General features: G+C 54.1%; 20 protein-coding genes and 2 tRNA genes. 16 read left to right on the top strand and 6 right to left on the bottom strand.

The annotated features are described in order from the left end of the window. Positions 1–14: 14 nt before the first annotated feature. Genes DZE2538_RS17175 through DZE2538_RS17165 form a run of 3 tightly spaced genes read right to left on the bottom strand, consistent with a single transcriptional unit; the run spans position 15 to position 3,303 of the window. The gene (locus DZE2538_RS17175) at positions 15–962 is read right to left on the bottom strand and encodes an ABC transporter substrate-binding protein (RefSeq protein ID WP_038916862.1); all 948 of its coding nucleotides are present in this window, start codon (positions 960–962) and stop codon (positions 15–17) included. Between the two features lie 47 nt (positions 963–1,009). Then, positions 1,010–1,930: a transporter substrate-binding domain-containing protein gene (locus DZE2538_RS17170; protein WP_038916861.1), complete on the bottom strand. Its 921-nt coding sequence runs from the start codon at positions 1,928–1,930 to the stop codon at positions 1,010–1,012. Beyond that, positions 1,927–3,303: an LLM class flavin-dependent oxidoreductase gene (locus tag DZE2538_RS17165; protein WP_038916860.1), complete on the bottom strand. Its 1,377-nt coding sequence runs from the start codon at positions 3,301–3,303 to the stop codon at positions 1,927–1,929. The genes DZE2538_RS17170 and DZE2538_RS17165 overlap by 4 nt, the downstream gene beginning before the upstream one ends. A gap of 481 nt (positions 3,304–3,784) precedes the next feature. Here DZE2538_RS17165 and DZE2538_RS17160 point away from each other — a divergent pair, with 481 nt between their 5' ends. Next, positions 3,785–4,777, top strand: a complete 993-nt coding sequence (locus DZE2538_RS17160) for an LLM class flavin-dependent oxidoreductase (RefSeq protein WP_038916859.1) — start codon at positions 3,785–3,787, stop codon at positions 4,775–4,777. Here the strand turns inward: DZE2538_RS17160 and DZE2538_RS17155 are convergent. Continuing rightward, a complete protein-coding gene (locus tag DZE2538_RS17155; RefSeq protein WP_038916858.1) occupies positions 4,767–5,444 on the bottom strand; it encodes a hypothetical protein in 678 nt (225 codons plus the stop codon). The genes DZE2538_RS17160 and DZE2538_RS17155 overlap by 11 nt on opposite strands. A 566-nt stretch (positions 5,445–6,010) precedes the next feature. On the opposite strand from DZE2538_RS17155, the gene DZE2538_RS17150 reads away from it, so the two are divergent. The 3 genes from DZE2538_RS17150 (at position 6,011) to DZE2538_RS17140 (ending at position 7,443) form a co-directional block, all read left to right on the top strand. Further along, positions 6,011–6,086: transfer RNA gene (locus tag DZE2538_RS17150), tRNA-Gly, on the top strand. A 139-nt stretch (positions 6,087–6,225) separates the two neighbouring features. Continuing rightward, positions 6,226–7,152, top strand: coding sequence for a D-2-hydroxyacid dehydrogenase (locus tag DZE2538_RS17145; RefSeq protein WP_038916857.1), 927 nt, complete (start codon positions 6,226–6,228; stop codon positions 7,150–7,152). 215 nt (positions 7,153–7,367) lie between these two features. Beyond that, positions 7,368–7,443: transfer RNA gene (locus DZE2538_RS17140), tRNA-Gly, on the top strand. Between the two features lie 281 nt (positions 7,444–7,724). Here DZE2538_RS17140 and queG read toward each other — a convergent pair. Beyond that, positions 7,725–8,864 (bottom strand): tRNA epoxyqueuosine(34) reductase QueG, encoded by a 1,140-nt coding sequence (queG, locus tag DZE2538_RS17135; RefSeq protein ID WP_038916856.1) that lies wholly within the window; start codon positions 8,862–8,864, stop codon positions 7,725–7,727. A gap of 173 nt (positions 8,865–9,037) precedes the next feature. On the opposite strand from queG, the gene DZE2538_RS17130 reads away from it, so the two are divergent. The 12 genes from DZE2538_RS17130 (at position 9,038) to DZE2538_RS17075 (ending at position 22,398) form a co-directional block, all read left to right on the top strand. After that, positions 9,038–9,910, top strand: a complete 873-nt coding sequence (locus DZE2538_RS17130) for a hypothetical protein (RefSeq protein WP_038916855.1) — start codon at positions 9,038–9,040, stop codon at positions 9,908–9,910. A gap of 108 nt (positions 9,911–10,018) precedes the next feature. Further along, positions 10,019–11,560 (top strand): bifunctional ADP-dependent NAD(P)H-hydrate dehydratase/NAD(P)H-hydrate epimerase, encoded by a 1,542-nt coding sequence (gene nnr / locus DZE2538_RS17125; protein ID WP_038916854.1) that lies wholly within the window; start codon positions 10,019–10,021, stop codon positions 11,558–11,560. Then, a complete protein-coding gene (gene tsaE, locus DZE2538_RS17120) occupies positions 11,557–12,039 on the top strand; it encodes a tRNA (adenosine(37)-N6)-threonylcarbamoyltransferase complex ATPase subunit type 1 TsaE (RefSeq protein WP_038916853.1) in 483 nt (160 codons plus the stop codon). Before nnr ends, tsaE begins: the two co-directional genes overlap by 4 nt. Next, positions 12,036–13,727 carry an N-acetylmuramoyl-L-alanine amidase AmiB gene (amiB, locus tag DZE2538_RS17115; protein WP_038916852.1) on the top strand — a complete coding sequence of 564 codons (1,692 nt, stop codon included), beginning with the start codon at positions 12,036–12,038 and terminating at the stop codon, positions 13,725–13,727. The genes tsaE and amiB overlap by 4 nt, the downstream gene beginning before the upstream one ends. Positions 13,728–13,750: 23 nt before the next feature. Further along, positions 13,751–15,676: a DNA mismatch repair endonuclease MutL gene (mutL, locus tag DZE2538_RS17110; RefSeq protein ID WP_038916851.1), complete on the top strand. Its 1,926-nt coding sequence runs from the start codon at positions 13,751–13,753 to the stop codon at positions 15,674–15,676. After that, positions 15,669–16,610 carry a tRNA (adenosine(37)-N6)-dimethylallyltransferase MiaA gene (gene miaA / locus DZE2538_RS17105; RefSeq protein ID WP_038916850.1) on the top strand — a complete coding sequence of 314 codons (942 nt, stop codon included), beginning with the start codon at positions 15,669–15,671 and terminating at the stop codon, positions 16,608–16,610. Before mutL ends, miaA begins: the two co-directional genes overlap by 8 nt. Positions 16,611–16,736: 126 nt before the next feature. Beyond that, a complete protein-coding gene (gene hfq / locus DZE2538_RS17100) occupies positions 16,737–17,036 on the top strand; it encodes an RNA chaperone Hfq (RefSeq protein WP_012886271.1) in 300 nt (99 codons plus the stop codon). Positions 17,037–17,125: 89 nt separating this feature from the next. After that, entirely contained in the window at positions 17,126–18,427 is a 1,302-nt protein-coding gene (gene hflX / locus DZE2538_RS17095; RefSeq protein WP_019843311.1) for a ribosome rescue GTPase HflX, read from the top strand. A 51-nt stretch (positions 18,428–18,478) separates the two neighbouring features. Beyond that, positions 18,479–19,738 (top strand): FtsH protease activity modulator HflK, encoded by a 1,260-nt coding sequence (gene hflK / locus DZE2538_RS17090; RefSeq protein ID WP_038916849.1) that lies wholly within the window; start codon positions 18,479–18,481, stop codon positions 19,736–19,738. 2 nt (positions 19,739–19,740) lie between these two features. Next, a complete protein-coding gene (gene hflC / locus DZE2538_RS17085) occupies positions 19,741–20,736 on the top strand; it encodes a protease modulator HflC (RefSeq protein ID WP_012886268.1) in 996 nt (331 codons plus the stop codon). A 63-nt stretch (positions 20,737–20,799) separates the two neighbouring features. Then, positions 20,800–21,000 (top strand): DUF2065 domain-containing protein, encoded by a 201-nt coding sequence (locus DZE2538_RS17080; RefSeq protein WP_012886267.1) that lies wholly within the window; start codon positions 20,800–20,802, stop codon positions 20,998–21,000. A gap of 99 nt (positions 21,001–21,099) precedes the next feature. Continuing rightward, positions 21,100–22,398 carry an adenylosuccinate synthase gene (locus tag DZE2538_RS17075; RefSeq protein ID WP_012886266.1) on the top strand — a complete coding sequence of 433 codons (1,299 nt, stop codon included), beginning with the start codon at positions 21,100–21,102 and terminating at the stop codon, positions 22,396–22,398. A gap of 147 nt (positions 22,399–22,545) precedes the next feature. On the opposite strand, the gene mpl is transcribed toward DZE2538_RS17075, so the two are convergent. Then, positions 22,546–23,928, bottom strand: a complete 1,383-nt coding sequence (gene mpl, locus DZE2538_RS17070) for a UDP-N-acetylmuramate:L-alanyl-gamma-D-glutamyl-meso-diaminopimelate ligase (RefSeq protein WP_023640824.1) — start codon at positions 23,926–23,928, stop codon at positions 22,546–22,548. Positions 23,929–23,969: the final 41 nt, after the last annotated feature.

Below are 23,969 nucleotides of genomic sequence, written 5' to 3'. Positions count from 1 at the left end.
CAACTGGATGCGGATTACAACGGCGTGTCGCCCAGACCCAGCGGGTTGATCTCCGAGTGGCTGATTCGCTCCACACCTTCTCCCCAGCGGTTCAGTACCTGGTCGTATTCGCCGCCCTGAATCACGCCATTGAGTGCGGTATTGAGTGCGGTCACCAGTCCGTTACCCTTGCGGGTGGTGACTGCGATGTGTGCCACCTGAGGCCAACCGCCGTTGACGGTTCCCACCAGGCGAGTCTGCCCATTCAGCGCTGCTTTATAGGCACCGGTGACATTCGGGCCGAATGTGGCGTCGGCACGACCAGACTGAATACTCAGGTTTGCCGCGGCCGCATCGGTGACATAGACCGGCTGAAACGGCGGCAAGCCGACTGCCCGGTTTTGCTTGTCCCAGTCAAGCAGGATGGCTTCCTGATTGGTGCCGGAACCGACGATAATCCGCAGCCCGGCAATATCTTTGGCATTGTGGATAGCGGTTATCTTGCTGCTGGATTTCACGTAGAAGCCCAGTGTATCGGCACGGTAGGTGGCAAAGTCAAAACGTTCTTTACGCGCTTTGGTGACGGTCACGTTGGTGATGGCGACATCGTACTTACCGGAGGATACGCCCAGTGGCCAGTCTTCCCATGAGGTTGATACCAGATTCAATTCCAGCCCGAGGCTATCGGCTACCAGCCGGGCGATGTCCGGTTCGCTACCGATGAGGCTTTTGTTGTCGTCGGCCAGAAAGGCTAGCGGCGGCGAGGAGCCTAATGCCGCGACGGCGACGGTCAGCTTTCCTGGCTCGACGAACCGGAATCCTGCCGGGATCTGCGCGATGGCCTGCGGGTTTTTGGGCGCGTGGATCGGCTGTTGGTTCGCGTTGAGGTCAATGCTGGCGGCTTGTGCGTTGCCGAGTAGTAACCAGCCGCCAAATAGCGTTGCGGCCAGACGATAAAATGGACGAACGGCGAGAGTCTGCATAGCGTATTCCTTGAAGATAAATTTATCAGCGGGGAGGACGAGTTGAGTTATTCGTCCAATCCGCGTGGATTGACGTCGGAGCGTGTGACTTTTTCGTCATTCTCACCCCAACGATCCAGCACCTGCGCGTATTGCCCGCCAGCGATGACGCCATTGAGCGCAGTACTAATCGGTTGTGCCAGTCCGTTACCCTTGCGGGTGGTCACGGCAACCGGTGCCACGGTAGGGCCAATACCCACCATCTTTGTCTGTCCTGTCAGTGCCGCCTTATACGCCCCGATGGAGTGCGGGCCGAAAAAAACATCCACCCGGCCGGACTGGATGCTCAGGTTGGCCGCCGCATCGTCGGTAACGTAAATCGGCTGTACCGGCGCTAAGCCCTGAGCACGATTCTGGCGATCCCAGCCCAGCAGGATGTTTTCCTGATTGGTGCCAGAACCGACGATCACTTTGAGTCCTGCCACATCTGCCGCTCCCCGAATTGCCTGAATACGGCTGGTGGATTTGACGTAAAAACCCAGCGTATCGACCCGATAAGTGGCGAAATCGAATTTCTCCTTACGTGCTTTGGTGACCGCAATATTGAGGATAGCGGCGTCATAGCGACCAGAAGCGATGCCTAGCGGCCAGTCTTCCCAGGCGGTCGGTACCAGTTTGAGCTTTAACCCCAGTGCGTCGGCAACTAAACGGGCGATGTCCGGATCGCTGCCGATAGGTGTTTTGTTGTCATCCGCCAGCAGTGCCAGCGGTGGGGAGCTGTGACTGGCGATCGCCACGGTGAGTGTGCCGGGTTCGGCAAAGCTAAACCCGGCAGGGATTGCAGCGATCGCTTGTGGGTTAGCGGGGGCATGTACCGGTAATTGGTTGGCTTTCAGGTCGATTCGACCGACGCTCACTGATTCGGCATGCCCACCCGCGCTGAGTAGTAGTGTGGTCAGCAGCAGTGTGGCGTAGTCGCGTGCGTTCATGGTGTCGTTTCCTCGGTGAGGTGACGGGCGGCGGTGTAACGGTTAGCAGGAAACGCCAGCGCCAGGCTTTCCCGCAGCGTGTAGCCGGGGTACTCCTGGCGGAATAAGCCGCGCTGTTGCAGCAATGGCACCACCTGGTCGACAAATCGGGTGAAGTTGTCCGGTGTGGCACTCTGGATGATAAAACCGTCGGCGGCATACTGTTCGAACCATGATTGCAACCCATCGGCCACCTGTTGCGGCGTACCGCTGAATAGCGGGCGGGGTGTTGTGGCTTCCAACGCCACCTGACGCAGGGTTAATCCGCGTTCGCGGGCATTGCGTTTGATTTCGTCGGTGGTGCTGCGAAAACTGTTTTGGCCGAGCGTGCCGATATCTGGGAAAGGGGCATCCAACGGATGTTGTGAGAAGTCGTAGTGTTCAAAGTAACGGCCGAGATAATTGAGCGCGTCTTCGATGGTGACCAGTGCAGCGGTGGTTTGATATTGGTGCTCCACCTCTTCCGCGCTATCGCCCACCAGCACGCTAACACCCTGAAAGATGTGCAACTGGTTTTCGTGTCGCCCTTGTTCCACCAACTGTTGCTTGACGTCGCGGTAAAACGCCTGCGCCTCTGCCAGTGTGTGCTGGTGGGTGAAAATGGCATCGGCGTGACTGGCAGCCAGTTTCTTGCCGTCATCTGACGCACCGGCCTGGAAGATAATCGGACGACCCTGTGGTGTGCGTCCGATATTCAGTGGCCCGGCGACCGAGAAAAATTCACCCTGATGGTTCAGCGTATGCAGTTTTTGCGGGTCGAAGAAGCGGCCGCTGGCTTTGTCTCGGATAAACGCATCGTCTTCCCAGGAATCCCATAGCCCTTTCACCACCTGCAAAAACTCATCGGCAATGCGGTAGCGCAGGGCGTGTTCCGGGTGTGAAGCGCGGGAAAAATTCTTCGCTGACCCTTCCAGTGGCGAGGTCACGACGTTCCAGCCCGCACGGCCGTTGCTCAGGTGATCGAGGCTGGCGAACTGCCGTGCGGTGGTGAACGGCTCGCTGTAAGAGGTGGACAGCGTACCGACTAAACCGATGTGACGGGTGGAGGCAGCCAGCGCTGAGAGCAGTGTCAGCGGTTCAAAGCGGTTAAGAAAGTGGGGGATGGATTTTTCGTTGATATATAACCCATCCGCCACAAAAGCGAAGTCGAATTTCCCTTGTTCGGCTTTTTTCACCGTATCCAGCACGAAACCAAAATTGATGCTGGCATCCGGTACCACGTTGTTGTGTCGCCAGGCTGACATATTGCCGGCTGCGCCCTGCAATATGACCCCCAGTCTCAACTGACGTTGTGCAGGGCTTGAAGGGGGTTCAGAAATCGTTTTTTTACTCATCGGCATGCTCCCTACGGCAAATGTTGGTTAAAAGCCCCCTTTTTCCTGGCTGGGATAAAACACAGGAAAACGCGTGGTGAAGGGGGAGTAGAGGGTCAGGGACGTCTGGAAAATACTATTGATGAGAGGATTCGGGATGTAAAACAACAAAATTGACTATGCCAAAGCAAAAAAATATCTCAGGGGGTTTTGTGATTTATTTATTCAGGAAATGAAATAAGTGCCACGGAAAAATAAGCATACCTCTCGGAAAGTTTCATGATGAAAAAGTAGCCATGTGGAAATAGTGCTCCTGTACAAATAGTACCCCCGTAAAAATAGTATCCCTATAAAAATAGATAGTTCATTACGCTGATTATTGTGATTCTCATTTACTGATAGTGAGAATTTGTACTATTTAAACGCTGTTTTGTTATTTATGGATTTTTTCTGGCTATGAAAATATGCAGAAAATTCAGGCCAGATCAGAAAAAGGAAATACATGAGCTATCGTATTGGTTTATTAGATCAAAGTCCGATTGCACAAGGGATGACCGCTGCTGACGCATTGGCACAAACGACAGCGTTGGCCAGCCTCGCCGATACATTGGGGTACTCTCGCTTCTGGGTATCAGAACATCACAATTCTGATTCACTGGCAGGCTCATCGCCGGAAGTGCTGATTGCCTGGTTGCTGGCTCATACTCGCCACATCCGCATTGGTTCTGGCGGGGTGATGTTACAGCATTACAGCCCTTATAAAGTGGCAGAGAATTTCCATGTGCTGTCATCGCTGGCACCAGACCGCGTCGACCTGGGCATTGGTAAGGCACCGGGCGGATTCCCGCTTGCCACTCGTGCGCTGCAACAGGAAATTGACCCGGCCCGCCAGGTGACATTTGACGATAAACTGCGGCAGCTGCATACATTACTGGAGCCGACGTCGGCACAATCGAATTCCGGGTTGTTCGCCACGCCGCAGCCACCGTCGTCACCATCACGTTTTTTGCTGGGAGCCAGTCCGGCAAGTGCGCGTCTGGCGGCCTCACTGGGCTGGAATTTTGTCTTTGCCGGGTTCATTCAGCCCAGTGAAAGCCTGCTGACGGAGGCGTTCCTCACCTGGCGTGAGTACCAGCCTGAACATGCACAGGCACTGTTATCGCTGTCGGTTATCGTAGCGGAAAGCCATGATGAGGCGAAAATGCTGGCGGGCGAGCGGTATAACTACAAGGTCTATATTGACGATCGTGCGCCGCTCAATGTGCTGACTCAGGAGCAGGCTGACCTGCTGGTGCAACAGGCTGGCAGTACGCAGTTCCGTATCGAAAAACAAGCGCAGAACATTTTGTATGGTACCTCGCAGGAGGTCCATCGCCAGTTGCAGCATTACCATCAGCGTTTCGGTGTTAGCGAGTTCATTATCCATACGCCAGTGAACGACCCGGCTGCACGTCTGACGTCGATACGTGCGCTGGCTGCCGGGATCAAGGGATAGGGTTCTCTGTGGGGGAAAAGGTTTCGAGTCTGGCCGCGCCCTGCCTGATGGCAAGCAACATTTCCAACAGACTGGGGTAATCAAACAAGGCTGAAAAATCCAACGGGTGTGCTCTGTCGCCACTGGGCAGAATGTGGCATTGCAATTGCCGTTCGTAGTGACGCGGATATTGGGCTTTTTCAATCGCGGGCAATGAACGGTAATTTTTCAATACAGCGGTGAAAAACTGTATTTGCCAGTGTGGGTGGCAATAGTTGAGGCAGGCCTGCGTGACGATGTGCTGACGCCAGGTTTGATCTTGCGTGTAGGCTTCGCTCCAGGCTGCCCGGCGCTCATTCAGGGTAAACTCGCCGCTGTCATCGTAGATAATCAACGATAATTGGTGGTACGTCAGCCCACTGAACGGGTTGGCTCCGGTGCCGTTGACAAAGGCGCTAGCCTGACGGGCACGGGCCAGACGTTCACGAATATCGCCAGCCGGTAACGTCGTACGCTCACGCTGAGCGCGCTCATCGTCTTCGATGCCGGTGAGTTGATCGAGCAGTGCGCGGGCTTTTTGATGTAATTGTTGTCGGCTCATGGTGGCTTCCCGGGTACGGGAACACTCGGCAGCGTCATGTAATTGCCGTTCGAGCAAAGAAGATAAAAATATATTAATATCTGGCATAAGCGTTCTCTCCAGAAATGAGCCAGCAACCTGCTTTTTAAAACGGCTTTTTAAAAGCCTGCATAAAAAGAATGAAAATGAAATAGTGGTTGTGGTGTTGTCGAGTAATATACCCGCCAGATATCAGACTTCCGTTGCCTGGTACAAACACATTGCACCTGGCTTTGTAGACTGAATATTTGGGTATAACGCTATTTGAAACTGACATTATTATTTTTAGTGTGATGTGCCAGCCGTGGACGTTTTTATCCCGTGTCGGCTTAATTTGCCAGAATGAGAGAGCACACTCAATCAGATTTTATATCTAAAACCACCAATTTATTTCATTAACGTAAATATGCGCGTTGTTCATCGTTCCCTGTTGGTTTGAACGCCCGTGTGATGGCATGATGCTCAGTTGGCGATATTATAAGCAAACAAAGCAGGGGCGTGAAAAAAGGCTTGCCAGCGTGTGATAACCGGTCCATAATCAGCGCCATTCCAAACGCCTTAAAGTGTTAAAGCCTTTATAATCAGTAGATTACAAAGAATTAGGTGCTTCAAGGCGCTTTGAATAATCCTCCTAAGCGGGAATAGCTCAGTTGGTAGAGCACGACCTTGCCAAGGTCGGGGTCGCGAGTTCGAGTCTCGTTTCCCGCTCCAAGTTTTCTTCTCTGTTTTAGTCAATACACTCTCTTCTTTATATTCGGATTTCTTATTCGTTAACCCATAAGTCACTGCTATTTGGCACGATTGTGATTTCCTATATCATCAACGCCATGATTGTTCACTGGTGACAACGATGACATCCATTTTGCTGTTGGATTCCCGCGCAGATGAACTGCGAGACGTTCTGTATGGTAAAGCGCCGGAGCTGCCGCTGGTTATCGCTTCTGGCGAGCTTGAGCAGGCCGCTGCGTGCGATATTTGGGTTGGCGAGCCGGATAAAGCCGCCCGCCTGTTGGCGTTGGGCGTGAAACCCCGTTGGCTACAATCAACCTGGGCGGGTTATCAGCCGTTGCTGGCCGCCGGGTTACCGCGCGATTATCGGTTAAGTCGGGCTGTCGGTGTGTTTGGTCAGCCGATCGCCGAATATGTCATTGCGTATCTGCTACAGCATGAGCTGCACTTGTCGAAACGCTATCAGAGCCAGCGCGACGGCGAATGGAAGAAGATTTTACCGGGGTCACTGTTCGGGCGTCAGGTACTGATTGTTGGCGCGGGGGATATCGGCCGCGAAGTGGCGACTTTTCTGCAGCCTTTTGGTGTGGTGTTGCGTGGTATTGCACATTCACCACGCGAGATGCCGATGTTTGAACGTGTGGACGCTCTGTCCTCGCTTGAACAGGCGGTGACCTCAGCCGATTACGTGGTTAATATCCTGCCGGATACGCCCGCAACGACAGATATCTACCATTCCGGGGTGTTTGCTGCGATGAAGCCTTCTGCGTTATTCATCAATGTGGGGCGTGGCAGCGCGGTAGTGGATGCGGATTTGTGTGCGGCGCTACGTCAACAACGCATTGCCGGAGCCGTGTTGGATGTCTTCAGGCAGGAACCGTTGCCACAGACGCATCCGTTCTGGCTGACGCCGAATCTCACGGTCACCACGCATGTTGCCGGTCCGCTGGTTCCGGCCCGATTGGGACAGCTGTTTTTGGATAACCTGCTGCGCTTTCGACAAGGAGAGAAGATGGCGGGCGAAGTGGATTTCTCGCGGTCTTACTGACGGTAACCTGTTGGTTTGAAAGGGGCGGAATAAAATTACTTCTTCCCCCCTTGTCAGAAGGGGTGGATTGGTTCATAATGCTGCCCTCTTTGCGATACAGCTTTTAAAACGCAATTAAATCAACAGGTTAATTGTAGTGTCATAAAAGCAGTGCAAAATTTGGCCGCGCTGGTTTGCGTTTATCGAAAAAACGTCAATACTTAAGCGTTGCGTGTGCGGGAATAGCTCAGTTGGTAGAGCACGACCTTGCCAAGGTCGGGGTCGCGAGTTCGAGTCTCGTTTCCCGCTCCAGTTTTTAGTTCCTCAGTCTCTTCCTGTTTATATCGTTTTTCTGCATACATTCATACTTTTCTGAACAGACTTATCCACAGCCTGAAAACAGCCCGCGTGCGTCCAGAGCAAAACATCATAAGAAAGAGACTATTTCAATTCATTGAAATAAAAAGAAAAATTTATGATAAAAAACGCTATCCAGATCACTTGTACTTTTTGTGATGCTTGATTGACAACGTTTTTTTAAAATTATCCACAGACGAATGGTTCAGTATCATCAACCATTGCAATGTGAAATATCAGGCATCGCGCGGTAATCCTTTCTCTATCGCACGAACCAGCCGCCTTTTTTGCGGCATCTGGACGTCAAGGGCGTGTTGCTCGCGCCGAATCAGCTGTTGGTTGATGGCCCAGTGAATGTGTTCATCCAGCAAGGCACTTTCTCCCAGTCGACTTTGCAGCGCCAGAACAATGCTATCTTCATAAGGCGCGTTGCCCAGTGCGACAGCGATATTGCGTAGCCAGCGTTCGTGGCCGATGCGTCGAATGGCCGAGCCTTCAGTTACTCGCAGGAAGCGAGCCTCATCCCAGCCAAACAATTCCAGTAACTCCGGCGCGTGTAACGCGGCGCGTGGGCTGAAATCGGGTTCATCGGTAAGCTGCGAGAAGCGGTTCCAGGGGCAAATCAACTGACAATCGTCACAGCCATAGATCCGATTTCCTATTAAAGGGCGTAGAGCTTCAGGAATAGCGCCTTCCAGTTCAATCGTCAGGTAGGAGATGCAGCGTCGGGCATCAACGGTATAAGGCTCGACAATGGCACCCGTCGGGCATGTCGTCATGCACGCGACGCATTTGCCACACTGTTCTTCAACCGGCTGATCTACCGGCAAAGGCAGGTCAATTAGCAATTCCCCCAGAAAGAACCACGAGCCCGCTTCCCGGTTCAATATCAGTGAGTGCTTGCCAACCCAGCCAAGCCCGGCTTTAGCAGCCAGTGGCCGTTCCATGATCGGTGCTGAATCGACAAAGGGACGAAACTGTAATTCGCCGCAGTGTGCCTGAATCTGATCGCCCAGTTTTTTTAGCCGTTGACGTAATAACTTATGATAATCGCGCCCCAGCGCGTAACGGCTGACATAACCAAGCCGTGGATTTTTCAATGTGCTGGCAAACGCGGCTTTAGCTGGCAGGTAATTCATACGCACGCTGATGACACGTAACGTACCGGGCAGCAGCTCATGTGGACGGGCTCTCATCATGCCATGACGCGCCATCCATTCCATTTCACCGTGATACTGCTTATCAAGCCACGCCTGAAGTCGGGGTTCTTCATCAGACAAATCGGTATCGCAAATCCCCACATGCTGGAAACCCAATTCCTGCCCCCAGAGTTTAATGCGCTGTGCGAGTTCGTTGAGGTCGTAGGGGTATGTCATGCGTAACCATTGGGGAAAAAACCGGGAAGCTATTTTATCACATTCTCCTCACATCGTTGGTAGTGAGCAGAGGCCATTATGTAATAAATGGAAATATTTATTAATACTTTTGCATGATGTGTCGATAACTTGAGCAAACTGGCAATTATTCTAATGACTCTGGGAGGAACGGCGTGGAGACACTAACGCTTTCGGCTTACCGGTTGGTAAATCAGGATGTGAATGTGCGTATTAATCCTGCTCAACCACAGGAAACGACCTTGCAATATGCAGCGTCCACGGAGAACGCCTCTGTTGCATACGTTTATATCAGTGACGAGGGGCGGCAACTGGCACAGGGCGATGTTGTGGATTCACCCGCGCGGTACTATTTTTCTGCTCAGATTGAGAATGGAGTGTCAGCGGCGCTGGCTGAACAACCGGAGCAGGTTTCGCAGGCGATATATCGTCTGATTGACGACAAGATAGTGAATGCGTCTGAGTCGAACGACGAGCAACGACAACTGGCGCTGGACCTGGGGTTGTCGCAGGCCAGCTACTTTGCCGAGCAGTATTTAAGCGGCGATAAGAAGGCCGCATTCATGGAAAGTATCAATCTGCTGGCCTCAGTGGTGAAAACACGCCAGGTGGGTGACGAGGGTTCGGTTTCTTACCTTACCTTGCCGGAGCGTGTTCCCGGTACGAATGAATATAAGGTGGATGCTTCCGCGCTTATGAAGGAAAAAGACCCTGAGCGCTATCAGGCCTATCTAAGCGCACTGGAAAGTGGAGGCGACTGGTCCACGCCTTACCTCGATTTCGTCAAGCAGTTCCCCCAGCACCCTGACTGGCTCAGTGAGTATCAGACCAATGCCGACAAATTGTTCCAGTCGATTGCCGGCGAACCAGTGAAGACCCGTTTTGCTCATGCGGATATGTCTTCGTCAGCCGCGTGGATAAATGATGTCCGTGAAACGCTAAGTATGAGCGGCGACGAACACACCGTGCAGACGCATGTGCAGGCATTAAAACAGTTTGTCGATGTGTTGGAAGGCGCGGTGCGCTGAATGAAATAAAGGCCGGTTGTTGTCGTTTTCGGTATTGCTGCATATGGCGCTTCCCGGCAGAGCTTGCTAAGTTGAGGCCCACAATTCTGCTACCGACTGAGGGATGACATGCATCAGAACCAACGCGTGTATCAGCCCGGCGGATCATTACCCGACCTGCCTCATACTGTCTTTTTGCCTGACTGGTTGCGCCGCGAGGAGCCGCATGCGGCGCAGTCAATCGGCGTTTCATTGTATACGCTTATGCAGCGAGCCGGGGCGGCGGCCTTTCACATCGCCCGACAACATTATCCTGCTGCCCGACACTGGTTGATTCTGTGCGGGCATGGCAACAATGGTGGCGACGGCTATGTGGTGGCCACGCTGGCACGTGCTGCGGGCATAACGGCAACGGTAGTGGCAGTAAGCGGTGTTCGGCCTCTGCCGCCGGAGGCGCATCTGGCGCATCAGGCGTGGCATGATGCCGGTGGCAGTGAGCAGCATAGCGAGGCACCGTGGCCTGATGATGTGGATTTGATTGTCGATGGCCTGTTGGGAACCGGGCTGGCATCGGCTCCTCGTGCACCCTATGACGCCTTGATTGCTCAGGCTAATCGCCATCCTGCGCCGATTATCGCGCTGGATATTCCTTCCGGGTTGAACGCACACACTGGCGCTTATGCTGGCGCGGTGATTCATGCCGCGCATACGGTTACTTTTATCACGCTAAAACCCGGCTTACTAACCGGTCAGGCGAGAGATGTCGTCGGGCAACTTCATCACCATGATTTGGGGTTAGGCGACTGGCTGGCTGAGCAGACTGCGCCGATTGCGCGTTTGACGGCAGACTCGCTCACGCAATGGCTAACGCCGCGGCGTCCGGGCGCGCACAAAGGAGATCATGGCCGCTTATTAATTATCGGCGGCGATGAAGGTACCGGTGGTGCGGTTTTTATGGCCGGAGAAGCCGCGCTACGCAGCGGTGCGGGGCTGGTGCGAGTACTTACTCACAAAAACTATCTGGCTGCTTTGCTGGTGGCTCGTCCGGAATTAATGGTGCAGGAACTGACGACAGATTCGGTCAAAGAAGGCGTTGAGTGGGCGGATGTGGTAGTTATCGGGCCAGGGTTAGGGCAGCGAGAGTGGGGAAAAAACGCACTGCGAATCGTGGAAAATTGTAACAAATCCATGTTATGGGATGCTGATGCACTCAACCTGCTGGCAATCAGCCCGCATAAACGTCAGAATCGCGTTTTGACGCCTCACCCCGGCGAGGCGGCCCGTCTGTTGAACTGCCGGATTGCCGATATCGAAAGTGACCGCTTACTTGCCGCACAACGTTTAGTGAAACGTTATGGCGGCGTGGTGGTGCTGAAAGGTGCCGGTACGGTGCTGGCCAGTGAGCAGGGCGACGTCGCGATCGCCGATGTCGGGAATCCCGGCATGGCGACTGGTGGCATGGGCGATGTGCTAGCGGGGATGATTGGGGCGATGCTGGCGCAAGGGCTGTCGTTGTACGACGCAACTTGCGCGGGCTGTGTGGCCCACGGTGCGGCGGCAGACTGGCTGGCGCAGCGTCAGGGCACACGCGGGATGTTGGCAACCGATTTGATGGCGGTATTGCCGCAGTATGTAAATCCTGAGCGGATATCCTTAGAAAACACAGAATGAAGACGCTTTTGTTACCTTTGCCGGATGAGGCAGCCACGATTGCGCTGGGGGCGGCGTTAGCCAAAGCCTGCGAGCGCGCTACCATTATTTATCTACTGGGTGACCTGGGGGCAGGAAAAACTACACTGAGTCGTGGGTTCCTGCAGGCGTTGGGTCATCAGGGCAATGTGAAAAGCCCAACCTATACGCTGGTGGAGCCTTATACGCTGTTGCCGCGCCCGGTATACCACTTCGACCTTTATCGACTGGCCGACCCGGAAGAACTGGAGTTCATGGGTATCCGTGACTATTTGTCGCAGGACGCACTCTGTCTGATCGAGTGGCCACAGCAAGGTGAAGGTATTCTGCCGCAGGCGGATATTGAGTTGCTGCTGGACTATCAGGGTGACGGGCGTCAGGCAGAGATCAACGCGGGGACCCCCGAGGGTGAACGGATTGTGGCGATACTGGCTGCGCAGTTGGGGCAGGAAACGCCATGACGGTGCGGTTGATGAAGGCCCTATCAGGGCTATTGCTGATGCTATCCTGGCCGCTGTGGGCAAGCAACCTGACTGATATTCGGGTAAATAACGCCGCCAGCGAAGCAGTCATGACCCTGAGTTTCAGTGGTCAGCCGGTATACGAGTATTTCTCGCTGGATAACCCGAACCGGGTGGTTATCGATATTAGTCAGTCAGGGGGGATGAAAGGGTTGCCGCTGACATTTAACGGCCAAAATCTGATAGCGCGTATTCGTTCCAGTAACGCCAAAGACCCGAAAAGTCTGCGACTGGTCTTGGACCTGACCCAGAAGGTACAGATTAAGGCGGCGAAGGAGGGTAATAGTGCTGTCTTTACGCTGACTGGCGAACGTAAAACGGTGGCCCGCAAGACGGTAACGCCGTCGGCACAACCATCAACGCCGGTTGTTGGACGTAACCCGCTGATGCCCCAGACACCGTCGGCTGCCGCCACGCCTACTCGTGTATCGGGAAGAGTAGGAAATGGTGAGAAAATCATTGTCGCGATTGACGCAGGCCACGGTGGTCAGGACCCAGGCGCGACCGGACCGGGCGGGCTGCATGAAAAAAACGTCACTATCTCGATAGCCCGTAAGTTACGCGCCATTATGAGTGCTGACCCGGAGTTCAAACCGGTATTGACCCGTGATGGCGACTACTTTATTTCGGTCATGGGGCGCTCTGACGTGGCGCGTAAGCAAGGGGCTAACCTGCTGGTGTCGATTCACGCGGATGCTGCACCCAACCGTGGCGCGACGGGCGCCTCCGTTTGGGTGCTGTCTAACCGGCGCGCCAACAGTGAAATGGCGAACTGGCTGGAACAGCATGAAAAGCAGTCTGAGTTATTAGGCGGTGCAGGCGATTTGCTGGCCAACAGTGCTGCGGACCCTTACCTGAGCCAGGCGGTGCTAGATTTGCAGTTCGGGCATTCCCAGCGGGTGGGTTACGATGTGGCGGTAAAAGTACTGCATGAATTGCAGCGGGTCGGTCACTTGCATAAACGCCGACCGGAACACGCCAGTCTGGGTGTCCTGCGTTCACCGGATATTCCATCATTACTGGTGGAGACTGGATTTATTTCTAATCCGAGCGAGGAACGGCTGCTAGGCAGCAACGAGTATCAGGAAAAAATCGCTAACGCTATCTACCTTGGGTTGCGTAGCTATTTCCAGACTCATCCGTTACAAAACGTCCCAAAGCAGGAAAACCGTCCGCTCGCCCCGCAGATGCAGACGGTGAAAAAAACACAAGCCGCTGAGCCTGTTCAGGCAGCGAGCGGGGCAACGGTACGCCATACGGTGGCGACCGGAGAAACCTTATCGGGGATTGCCGCGCATTATGGCGTTAGTATGGATGCTATTCGGGACATCAACCGCCTGAAAAAAGACGTAGTCTGGGTAGGGCAACGGCTGAAGATACCGTCTAGTGCTTCATCGACAACCAGAACAGCGTCAGTGCCAGCGGCGACGAGCAAGCCTGTGGTGGCTTCATCTGCGCCACGTGTGAAGAAAACCGCAACCGTGATAAAGCACAAGGTGGTGCGGGGCGATACGCTGAGTGATATCGCGGCACACTATGGCGTCAGTATGAAAGCTATTCAGCAGGCGAACAACATGTCTTCCGGAACGGTGCAGTTGGGGCAAACGCTGATCATCCCTTCTGCCTGATTCTGGGGAAACGAGGAGAATTCATGTCGATTCAGGTACTGCCCCCCCAGTTGGCGAACCAGATCGCCGCTGGCGAGGTAGTGGAGCGACCCGCTTCTGTCGTCAAAGAACTGGTGGAAAACAGTCTGGATGCCGGTGCGACGCGAATCGATATTGAAATCGAACGCGGTGGCGCGAAGCTGATTCGTATTCGGGATAATGGCTGCGGTATCAGTAAGGCGGATCTGGCGCTGGCGTTAGCGCGTCATGCCACCAGTAAGATCGCTACGCTTGATGATTTAGAGGCGATTGTCAGCCTGGGGTTTCGCGGTGAAGCACTGGCCAGTATCAGTTCGGTTTCACGCCTGACGCTGACTTCCCGCACCGACGCGCAGACAGAAGCGTGGCAAGCCTACGCCGAAGGGCGCGAGATGGCGGTGACCGTCAAGCCAGCAGCGCATCCGGTGGGGACGACGCTGGAAGTGCTGGACCTGTTCTACAATACCCCGGCCAGGCGTAAGTTTCTGCGTACCGAAAAGACTGAGTTCATGCACATCGATGAGGTCGTGCGGCGCATTGCGCTGGCGCGTTTCGATGTGGCTATAACGTTGCACCATAATGGTAAGTTGATCCGTCAATATCGCGCAGTGTCGGAGTCGGCACAGCGTGAACGGCGTCTGGGTAGTATTTGTAGCGCGGCATTTTTACAGCATGCGTTAGCGGTTTCCTGGCAGCATGGCGATCTGAATATCCATGGCTGGGTGGCCGATCCGGCTGGCTCACGCCAGTTACCGGAAATGCAGTACTGCTACGTCAATCAGCGCATGATGCGTGATCGTTTGATTAATCATGCGATTCGTCAGGCGTATCAGGATCAGTTACGTGATGAACAGCAACCGGCTTACGTCCTGTATCTGGAGGTCGACCCCCATCAGGTGGATGTGAATGTGCATCCGGCGAAGCATGAAGTACGCTTTCATCAGGCCCGGCTGGTGCATGACTTTATCTATCAGGCGGTGATGACGGTACTGCAGCAGGCGGCGTCACCGGGCCTGAATGGGATGGGTGATACGCAGACGGCGTCAACGGTGTGGCAGCCGGAAAACCGCACCGCCGCGGGGGAAAATCACTTTGCCCGGCCGGCAACGCCGACATTGACGTCGGAGCCGCGCTCCTCTGCCTTTACCGCTCGTGAATCCGGTGAGGTGGGGCGTCCGGCGCGTGAGTCGCAGCCAGCCAGAGTCCAGACGGCGGGTTACGACAAGAAACAGGGCGAGCTGTACCAGCGCTTGTTGCATAACGAATCGTCACGCCCGCAGACGGTTGCTCGCGAGGCACCGCCAGCGCAGGATTCACTGGTTAGGCCGCATTACGTGGTGGAGAACGATGACCTGCCGCTGGCGAGCCACTCGCTGGGGTTAGGGCGCGTGTTGACTGTCTATCCTCCAGCTTATGCATTGGTGGAGTACCGCCAGGGGCTGGCGCTCTTGTCGTTAGTTGTCGCGGAGCGTTATCTGCGCCAGGCGCAATTGACGCCGCCGGAGAATGGCGAAGGATTGCGCCCTCAGCCACTATTAATTCCGCAGCGACTGACGCTAAATGCATCCGAACTGGCGGTTGTCCAGCAGCAACAGCCGTTGCTGGCCCTGATGGGCATAGAGGTTGAAGTGTCGCCACCGCGCGCTACGCTGCGGGCGGTACCTTTACCATTGAGACAACAAAATTTACAAAACTTGATTTCTGACCTGCTAGGCTATCTCGCTGATTCTCATGACGTGACGCCTGATGCAGTAGCGGCGTGGATGGCAGGGCAGCTCAGCAGTGAGCGCGAAAGCTGGACGTTGCCACAGGCCGTACAGTTGCTGTCCGATGTCGAGCGTCTGTGCCCTGCGCAAGTGAAAACGCCGCCGTCAGAATTGTTATATGTGATGGATATTGAATCTGCCATCAAGGCGTTGAAGCATGAATGAGTTTGATACGGCGCAATACCCGCCAGCCATTTTTATTATGGGGCCGACGGCTTCCGGGAAAACCGCGCTGGCGATGGCTCTGCGCGAGCACTTTCCCGTTGAGTTGATTAGCGTGGATTCGGCGCTGATTTATCGTGGTATGGATATCGGCACAGCAAAGCCCAGCCAGGAAGAGCTGGCGCGGGCTCCACACCGTTTGCTGGATATCCTGGATCCGACGCAGGCCTATTCAGCCGCCGATTTTCGACGCGATGCGTTGCAGGCGATGGCGGAGGTAACCGCCGCTGGGCGTATTCCGTTGCTGGTAGGCGGTACTATGCTGTATTTCAAGGCGCTGCTGGAAGGGTTGTCGCCGCTACCGTCGGCAGATGCCCGCATACGGCAAGAGATTGAAGAACGTGCGCGTACCGAGGGGTGGGAAGCGTTACATCGTCAGCTCAGTGCCATCGATCCGGTGGCGGCGGCTCGGATTCATCCAAATGATCCGCAGAGACTGTCTCGGGCACTGGAAGTTTTTTTCGTTTCAGGTAACACTTTAACTGAGTTGACAAAGACATCCGGTGAAGCGTTGCCCTATCGTGTTCATCAGTTTGCGATTGCTCCCGCGACACGTGAGTTGTTGCATGAACGGATAGCGTTACGTTTTCGGCAGATGTTGGAATCAGGTTTTGAAACAGAGGCCCGGGCATTGTTTGCCCGACCAGATCTGAACCCTGCGTTGCCGTCAATTCGTTGTGTCGGATACCGCCAGATGTGGTCATATTTGTCGGGCGAGATCGATTACGATGAGATGGTGTATCGTGGCATCTGCGCTACCCGGCAACTGGCGAAACGCCAGATGACCTGGTTGCGTGGCTGGGAAGGGGTGCGCTGGCTTGACAGCGATCAGCCCGCAGAAGCGTTACGCACGGTGATTCAGGTTGTTAGTGCATAGGTTAGACGATTGTGTACAATTGCCTGTGTCTACAATTGACTGATTCTCGGCACAAATTTTTATAACGTTATTTTAGGGCCGCAGGGTTCTTTGTTACAAACAACAAGCAAATAAGGAAAATATAGAATGGCTAAGGGGCAATCTTTGCAAGATCCGTTCTTGAACGCTTTGCGTCGTGAACGTGTTCCGGTTTCGATTTATTTGGTTAACGGCATCAAACTGCAAGGCCAGATTGAGTCTTTCGATCAGTTTGTGATTCTGCTGAAAAACACGGTTAGTCAGATGGTGTACAAACACGCCATTTCAACGGTAGTTCCTTCTCGCCCGGTATCGCATCACAGTAATAATCCTGGCTCAAATAACTACCATGCCAACAATCAGGCGGCGCAGCAACAGCCGCAACAGGAAAGTGATGACGCTGAATAACGCGTCCTTACCAGTTTACCACGGCGGGAAAAGTGCTGATTTCAGCGGCTTTCACTGCCGTGGTCGCTTTTTTCTGAGAGGGTGTCCGGTTGTTTGACCGTTATGAAGCCGGTGAACAGGCCATACTAGTTCATATTTACTTTTCGCAAGAGAAAGATACTGAAGACCTGCTGGAGTTCGAGTCTCTGGTGTCTTCAGCCGGAATAGACGCGTTGCAGGTGATTACTGGCAGCCGTAAAGCGCCGCACTCCAAGTATTTTGTCGGCGAAGGCAAGGCGGAGGAAATCGCGCAGGCGGTTAAAGCGACCGGTGCCTTTGTCGTGTTGTTTAATCATGCGTTGACGCCAGCGCAAGAGCGCAATCTGGAGCGCCTGTGCGAGTGCCGGGTGATTGACCGTACCGGGTTGATCCTGGATATCTTTGCCCAACGCGCCCGTACCCATGAAGGGAAATTACAGGTTGAGCTGGCGCAATTACGCCATCTGGCGACGCGTCTGGTTCGTGGCTGGACGCACCTTGAGCGCCAGAAAGGCGGTATCGGTCTGCGCGGACCGGGTGAAACTCAGTTGGAAACCGACCGTCGCTTGTTACGCAACCGCATTAGTCAGATCTTGTCTCGTCTTGAACGGGTGGAAAAACAGCGCGAGCAGGGACGGCGGGCACGTACGCGTGCTGAAGTGCCGACTGTTTCGTTGGTGGGATATACCAACGCAGGTAAATCAACCCTGTTCAATCATATGACAGCTGCGGATGTCTATGCTGCAGACCAGTTGTTTGCCACACTGGATCCGACATTGCGCCGTATTGAGGTCGATGATGTCGGTGATACTGTGCTGGCAGATACAGTCGGGTTTATCCGCGATTTGCCGCACGACCTGGTGGCGGCATTCAAGGCGACATTGCAGGAAACCCGGGAAGCCACCTTATTACTGCACGTGGTCGATGCCTCCGACGCCCGTGTCGATGAAAATATCGATGCCGTCAACGAGGTGTTAGCCGAGATAGAAGCGGATGATATTCCTTTTTTACTGGTCATGAACAAAATTGACCGGCTGGAGAATATTGCACCGCGTATCGACCGTGATGAGGAAAACCGCCCAGTCAGGGTATGGCTTTCTGCTCAAACCGGGGAAGGAATCCCATTATTATTTCAGGCGTTGACCGAACGACTGTCCGGGGAAATTGCACATTATTCGTTGCATCTTCCGGCAGAGGCTGGTCGCCTGAGAAGTCGTTTTTATCAGCTTCAGGCAATAGAAAAAGAGTGGATTGAGGAAGACGGCAGCGTAGGGTTGGTGGTCAGAATGCCCATTATCGACTGGCGGCGCCTGTGTAAACAGGAGCAGAAATTGCAAGATTATATTGTCTCATCGACACAGACAGTCTCGTAACTCTGGGACATTGACCCCAAAAAATACCTATCATAATGAATGGAGCTAAACATGGCGTGGAATCAGCCCGGTAACAACGGACAGGACCGCGACCCGTGGGGGAGCAGCAATAACAATAGCGGCAACTCTGGCGGAAACAATAAAGGTGGACGGGATCAGGGGCCGCCTGACCTCGATGATATATTCCGTAAGTTGAGCAAAAAACTCGGCGATCTGGGCGGTAAATCATCAGGTTCCGGCTCTGGTTCTCTGGGCAGTAGTGGAAACAGTGGCCGTATTCTGGGACTGGTCGTAGCGGCAGTCGTGGTGGTATGGGGTGTCAGCGGTTTTTATACCATCAAGGAAGCCGAACGTGGTGTGGTCACCCGCTTTGGCAAATTCAGCCATCTGGTGGGGCCAGGTCTTAACTGGAAACCGACCTTTGTTGATGCGGTACGTGCCGTCAACGTGGAGTCAGTCCGCGAGCTGGCGACATCCGGCGTTATGCTGACATCCGACGAAAACGTGGTGCGGGTGGAGATGAACGTCCAGTACCGTGTCACTCAGCCGGAAAAATACCTGTTTAGCGTTACCAATGCTGACGACAGCCTGCGTCAGGCGACCGATAGCGCGCTGCGTGGCGTTATCGGTAAGTACACGATGGATAAAATCCTGACGGAAGGGCGTACCATTGTGCGTACGGATACCCAGCGTGTGCTGGAAGAGACCGTGCGTCCGTACGATATGGGTATTACCTTGCTGGATGTGAACTTCCAGACTGCCCGTCCGCCTGAAGAAGTTAAAGCCGCATTTGACGATGCGATTGCCGCCCGTGAAAACGAGCAGCAGTACATTCGTGAGGCGGAAGCCTACGCTAATGAAGTCCAGCCGCGCGCCAATGGTCAGGCACAGCGTATTCTGGAAGAATCCCGTGCCTATAAAGACCGTACCGTGCTGGAAGCGCAGGGTGAAGTGTCTCGTTTCTCTCGTTTGTTGCCAGAATATAAGGCTGCACCGGAAATTACCCGTGAGCGTCTCTATATTGAAACCATGGAACGTGTGCTGAGTCACACCAACAAGGTGCTGGTGAGCGACAAGAGCAACAACCTGATGGTGCTGCCGCTCGATCAATTGATGCGAGGTCAGGGAAACTTCCCGGCAAGCGCACCTGCCAGCGGTAATGCAGCGAATCCCGCGCCGTTGCGCCTGCCGTCGACATCTGGCAGTAGCGGTGCCAGCTATGCGCCGCGTTCTTCCAACAACGGTAACATTATGGATCAACGCCGCGCCAACGCGCAGCGTGACGAGATCATTCGCGTAGGGAGAGAATAATTATGCGTAAGTCAGTCCTCTTTATTCTTGCCCTGTTACTGGTGGTGGTCTATGCCTCGCTGTTTGTGGTGCAGGAAGGCCAACGCGGCATCGTCATGCGTTTTGGTAAAGTGTTGCGCGATAGTGAAAATAAGCCGCAGGTGTATCTGCCCGGTCTGCATGTGAAGATCCCCTTCCTGGAGTCGGTAAAAATGCTGGATGCTCGCATCCAGACGATGGAAAACCAGGCTGATCGCTTCATTACCAAAGAACAGAAAGACCTGATCGTCGACTCGTATATCAAATGGCGTATCAGCGATTTCAGTCGTTACTATCTTGCGACTGGCGGTGGTGACGTCTCTCAGGCAGAAGTGCTGCTCAAGCGTAAATTCAGTGACCGTCTGCGTTCTGAAATCGGTCGTCTGGATGTTAAAGGTATCGTCACCGATTCCCGCGGTCAGTTGATGTCTGACGTGCGCGAAGCGCTGAATAACGGTACGGGTGAAACCACCGAAGCGGATAACGCGATTGCTTCTGCTGCTGCGCGTGTCGCTCGCGAAACCACTGGCGATATGCCGCGGGTTAACCCGAATAGTATGGCGGCGCTCGGTATTGAAGTGATTGATGTGCGTATCAAGCAGATCAACCTGCCGACCGAAGTCTCGGATGCTATCTACCAGCGTATGCGTGCTGAGCGTGAAGCGGTTGCCCGTCGTCATCGTTCTCAAGGCCAGGAGCAGGCAGAGAAGATCAAGGCAGCTGCTGACTATGAAGTGACCCGTACACTGGCCGAAGCGGAACGCCAGGGGCGCATCATGCGCGGTGAAGGCGATGCCGAAGCGGCAAAACTGTTTGCTGCCGCATTCAGTCAGGACCCGGAGTTCTATGGCTTTATTCGTAGTCTGCGAGCGTATGAGCATAGCTTTAACAGTTCCAATCAGGATGTGCTGGTGTTGAGCCCTGACAGCGATTTCTTCCGCTATATGAAATCGCCTGAAAAGAGTCTCCCGGCGCGTTAAGGTTGTCTGTCGCTACACTATCAAGCCCGTTTTTACGGGCTTTTTTCTGTCTGGAGTTTTTTTATGAATGTGAGCATCTGGCTAGCGCTGGGGTTAGTGCTGATTATGGAAGGGTTGGGGCCTTTGCTGTTTCCCCGTATCTGGCGTCGGATGATCCTGACGATGGCGCAGCTACCTGACAATATTTTGCGTCGGTTTGGCGGTGGAATTGTGGTTGCGGGGTGTGTGATCTACTACATGTTGCGTAGTCGAACTGGCGGCTGAAATTTCCACTAAAAATGTGCGCAATCGTGTGCTAAAACTACTGAAAGCCGAAAGATGAGATGCTAGAATCCTTTTTTAACCAATCTGGTGATTCTTGAGATGGGTAAGAACGTTGTCGTACTGGGCACCCAATGGGGTGACGAAGGTAAAGGCAAGGTCGTAGACCTGCTGACTGAACGGGCCAAATATGTTGTGCGCTACCAGGGTGGTCACAATGCTGGTCACACGCTGGTTATCAACGGTGAAAAAACCGTTCTCCATTTAATTCCCTCCGGTATTCTGCGCGAGAATGTCATCAGCATCATCGGTAACGGTGTTGTGCTGGCGCCGGATGCGCTTCTGAAGGAAATGACCGCACTTGAAGCGCGTGGCGTGCCGGTGCGTGAGCGTCTGTTGCTTTCCGAAGCCTGCCCGCTGATTCTGCCGTACCATGTTGCGCTGGATAACGCCCGCGAAAAAGCACGTGGCGCGAAAGCTATCGGTACGACTGGCCGTGGTATCGGCCCGGCGTATGAAGATAAAGTCGCACGTCGTGGTTTGCGCGTTGGCGATCTGTTCGATCAGGAAAGTTTTGCCATCAAGCTGAAAGAAATTATGGAATACCATAACTTCCAGTTGGTGCATTACTACAAAGCCGATCCGGTGGATTACCAGAAAACGCTGGATGATGTGTTGGCAGTCGCTGACATCCTGACCGGCATGGTCGTAGACGTATCCGATTTGTTGTTCAAAGCGCATCAGCGTGGCGATTTCGTCATGTTCGAAGGGGCGCAGGGTACGTTGCTGGATATCGACCACGGTACCTATCCGTATGTGACCTCCTCCAATACCACCGCAGGTGGTGTAGCGACCGGTTCTGGTCTGGGGCCGCGTTACGTGGATTATGTATTGGGTATCGTTAAAGCCTACTCCACACGTGTCGGCGCAGGTCCGTTCCCGACTGAGCTGTTCGATGATGTTGGCGAACATCTGTCGCAGAAAGGTAATGAGTTTGGTGCAACCACCGGTCGTCGCCGTCGTACTGGCTGGCTGGATGCGGTGGCGGTACGCCGTGCGGTGCAGATTAACTCCCTGTCCGGTTTCTGCCTGACCAAACTGGATGTGCTGGATGGTCTGAGTGAAGTGAAAATCTGCGTCGGTTACCGTATGCCTGATGGCAGCAATGTGGATGTCACTCCGTTGGCTGCAGACGGCTGGGAAGGTATCGAGCCGATTTATGAATCATTGCCGGGCTGGTCTGAAAGCACCTTCGGTGTGAAAGAGCGCAGCAAATTGCCGCAGGCAGCGCTGAACTACATTAAGCGTATCGAAGAAGTAACGGGTGTACCGGTGGATATCATTTCCACGGGGCCAGACCGTGAAGAAACCATGATTCTGCGCGATCCTTTCGACGCATAATGTCAGTGGTTGCTGCATGAAAAAGGACGGGCTTAGCCCGTCCTTTTTGCTTTTTGCCTTTTAATATCTGTCTTTACCTTTCCACTCTTGTCTGCTCGCCGACAAGCGGGTTGTCGGCGAGCAGGCATCGTATCGTGGCAGTCTCAGTCAATCTTCGTTGTGCGTCGCCTGAGCTTTGGTATTCAGGGCATCCAGCAGTTTGTTGTGAATATTGCCGAAACCACCGTTGCTCATCACCAGAATATGATCGCCCGGCTGAGCGACTTTACTGACCATCTCCACCAGCGTATCGATATCGGCGCTCCAGTAGGCTGGCTGAACACAGGCGTCAGCTACTTCAGAGACCTGCCAGGGGATATGTTGGGGCTGGAACAGGAATACACCATCAGCACGCCCCAGAGAAGGAGCTAACTCGTTTTTGCAATGACCCATCTTCATGGTGTTGGAGCGGGGTTCCAGCACGGCGAGAATGCGTGCGGTCCCACCCACTTTGCTGCGCAGCGCAGCCAGTGTTGCCAGAATGGCTGTCGGATGGTGGGCAAAATCGTCATACACCGACACGCCGTGCGCGGTACCGCGCAGTTCCAGACGACGGCGGGCATTAATAAAACCACCCAGCGCCCGGCAGGCTTCTGCTGGTGTGACACCGACATGACGCGCTGCCGCGATAGCCATCAGGCCGTTATGCATGTTGTGCTCACCCACCAGATTCCAGGTGACTTCCCCAACCAGTTGATCGTCGAGGTATACCTGAAACACGCTGGCGTCGGTGGTGACTTTTTTCGCCTTCCAGATCCCTTCTTCACCCACCAGTTCTTGTTCGCTCCAGCATCCCATGCCCATTACCTGCTTCAGGTGCAGGTCATGCGATGGAACGATGATACGACCTTTCCCCGGCACCAGACGTACCAGATGGTGGAACTGCTTCTGAATGGCTTTGAGGTCGTCAAAGATATCGGCGTGGTCAAATTCCAGATTATTCAGAATGAGTGTCCGCGGGCTGTAGTGAACGAACTTGGAACGCTTGTCGAAGAAGGCACAGTCGTACTCGTCGGCTTCTACCACGAAGAATGGGCTGTCGCCCAGACGGGCGGAAACGGTGAAGTTACCCGGTACGCCGCCGATGACGAATCCCGGCTGATAGCCGCAATCTTCCAGAATCCAGGTCACCATACCGGCAGTGGTGGTTTTGCCGTGGGTCCCGGCAACAGCGATGACCCAGCGCTCGCGCAGAACATGGTCATGCAGCCATTGCGGGCCGGACATATACGGGATATTTTGTTCCAGTACCGCCTCAACGCAGGGGTTGCCACGGGTCATGGCATTGCCAATGATGACCAGATCCGGTGCCGGATCCAACTGTGCGGGGTCGTAACCCTGGATAAGGGTAATCCCTTGCTCTTCCAGTAAGGTACTCATTGGCGGATAGACGTTAGCATCCGAACCGGTTACCTGATGTCCTTGTGATCGGGCCAGCAACGCCAGTCCTCCCATGAAGGTGCCACAGATTCCTAAAATATGAATACGCATACATTTTCCATCTATATTCAGAGAGTCTGCCGTCCATTCTA

The sequence above is a fragment of the Dickeya zeae NCPPB 2538 genome (assembly GCF_000406165.1).
Taxonomy (GTDB): Bacteria; Pseudomonadota; Gammaproteobacteria; order Enterobacterales; family Enterobacteriaceae; genus Dickeya; species Dickeya zeae.
This window is presented reverse-complemented; position numbering and strand designations above follow the sequence as displayed.

Bases quoted from the DNA above. Each gene is read 5' to 3' on its own strand.
- DZE2538_RS17175 (WP_038916862.1), bottom strand. From the start codon at position 962: ATGCAGACTCTCGCCGTTCGTCCATTTTATCGTCTGGCCGCAACGCTA.
- DZE2538_RS17155 (WP_038916858.1), bottom strand. From the start codon at position 5,444: ATGCCAGATATTAATATATTTTTATCTTCTTTGCTCGAACGGCAATTA.
- DZE2538_RS17165 (WP_038916860.1), bottom strand. From the start codon at position 3,303: ATGAGTAAAAAAACGATTTCTGAACCCCCTTCAAGCCCTGCACAACGT.
- DZE2538_RS17075 (WP_012886266.1), top strand. From the start codon at position 21,100: ATGGGTAAGAACGTTGTCGTACTGGGCACCCAATGGGGTGACGAAGGT.
- tsaE (WP_038916853.1), top strand. From the start codon at position 11,557: ATGAAGACGCTTTTGTTACCTTTGCCGGATGAGGCAGCCACGATTGCG.
- DZE2538_RS17160 (WP_038916859.1), top strand. From the start codon at position 3,785: ATGAGCTATCGTATTGGTTTATTAGATCAAAGTCCGATTGCACAAGGG.
- mutL (WP_038916851.1), top strand. From the start codon at position 13,751: ATGTCGATTCAGGTACTGCCCCCCCAGTTGGCGAACCAGATCGCCGCT.
- hflK (WP_038916849.1), top strand. From the start codon at position 18,479: ATGGCGTGGAATCAGCCCGGTAACAACGGACAGGACCGCGACCCGTGG.
- queG (WP_038916856.1), bottom strand. From the start codon at position 8,864: ATGACATACCCCTACGACCTCAACGAACTCGCACAGCGCATTAAACTC.
- amiB (WP_038916852.1), top strand. From the start codon at position 12,036: ATGACGGTGCGGTTGATGAAGGCCCTATCAGGGCTATTGCTGATGCTA.
- DZE2538_RS17080 (WP_012886267.1), top strand. From the start codon at position 20,800: ATGAATGTGAGCATCTGGCTAGCGCTGGGGTTAGTGCTGATTATGGAA.
- DZE2538_RS17145 (WP_038916857.1), top strand. From the start codon at position 6,226: ATGACATCCATTTTGCTGTTGGATTCCCGCGCAGATGAACTGCGAGAC.
- miaA (WP_038916850.1), top strand. From the start codon at position 15,669: ATGAATGAGTTTGATACGGCGCAATACCCGCCAGCCATTTTTATTATG.
- hflC (WP_012886268.1), top strand. From the start codon at position 19,741: ATGCGTAAGTCAGTCCTCTTTATTCTTGCCCTGTTACTGGTGGTGGTC.
- nnr (WP_038916854.1), top strand. From the start codon at position 10,019: ATGCATCAGAACCAACGCGTGTATCAGCCCGGCGGATCATTACCCGAC.
- hfq (WP_012886271.1), top strand. From the start codon at position 16,737: ATGGCTAAGGGGCAATCTTTGCAAGATCCGTTCTTGAACGCTTTGCGT.
- DZE2538_RS17170 (WP_038916861.1), bottom strand. From the start codon at position 1,930: ATGAACGCACGCGACTACGCCACACTGCTGCTGACCACACTACTACTC.
- mpl (WP_023640824.1), bottom strand. From the start codon at position 23,928: ATGCGTATTCATATTTTAGGAATCTGTGGCACCTTCATGGGAGGACTG.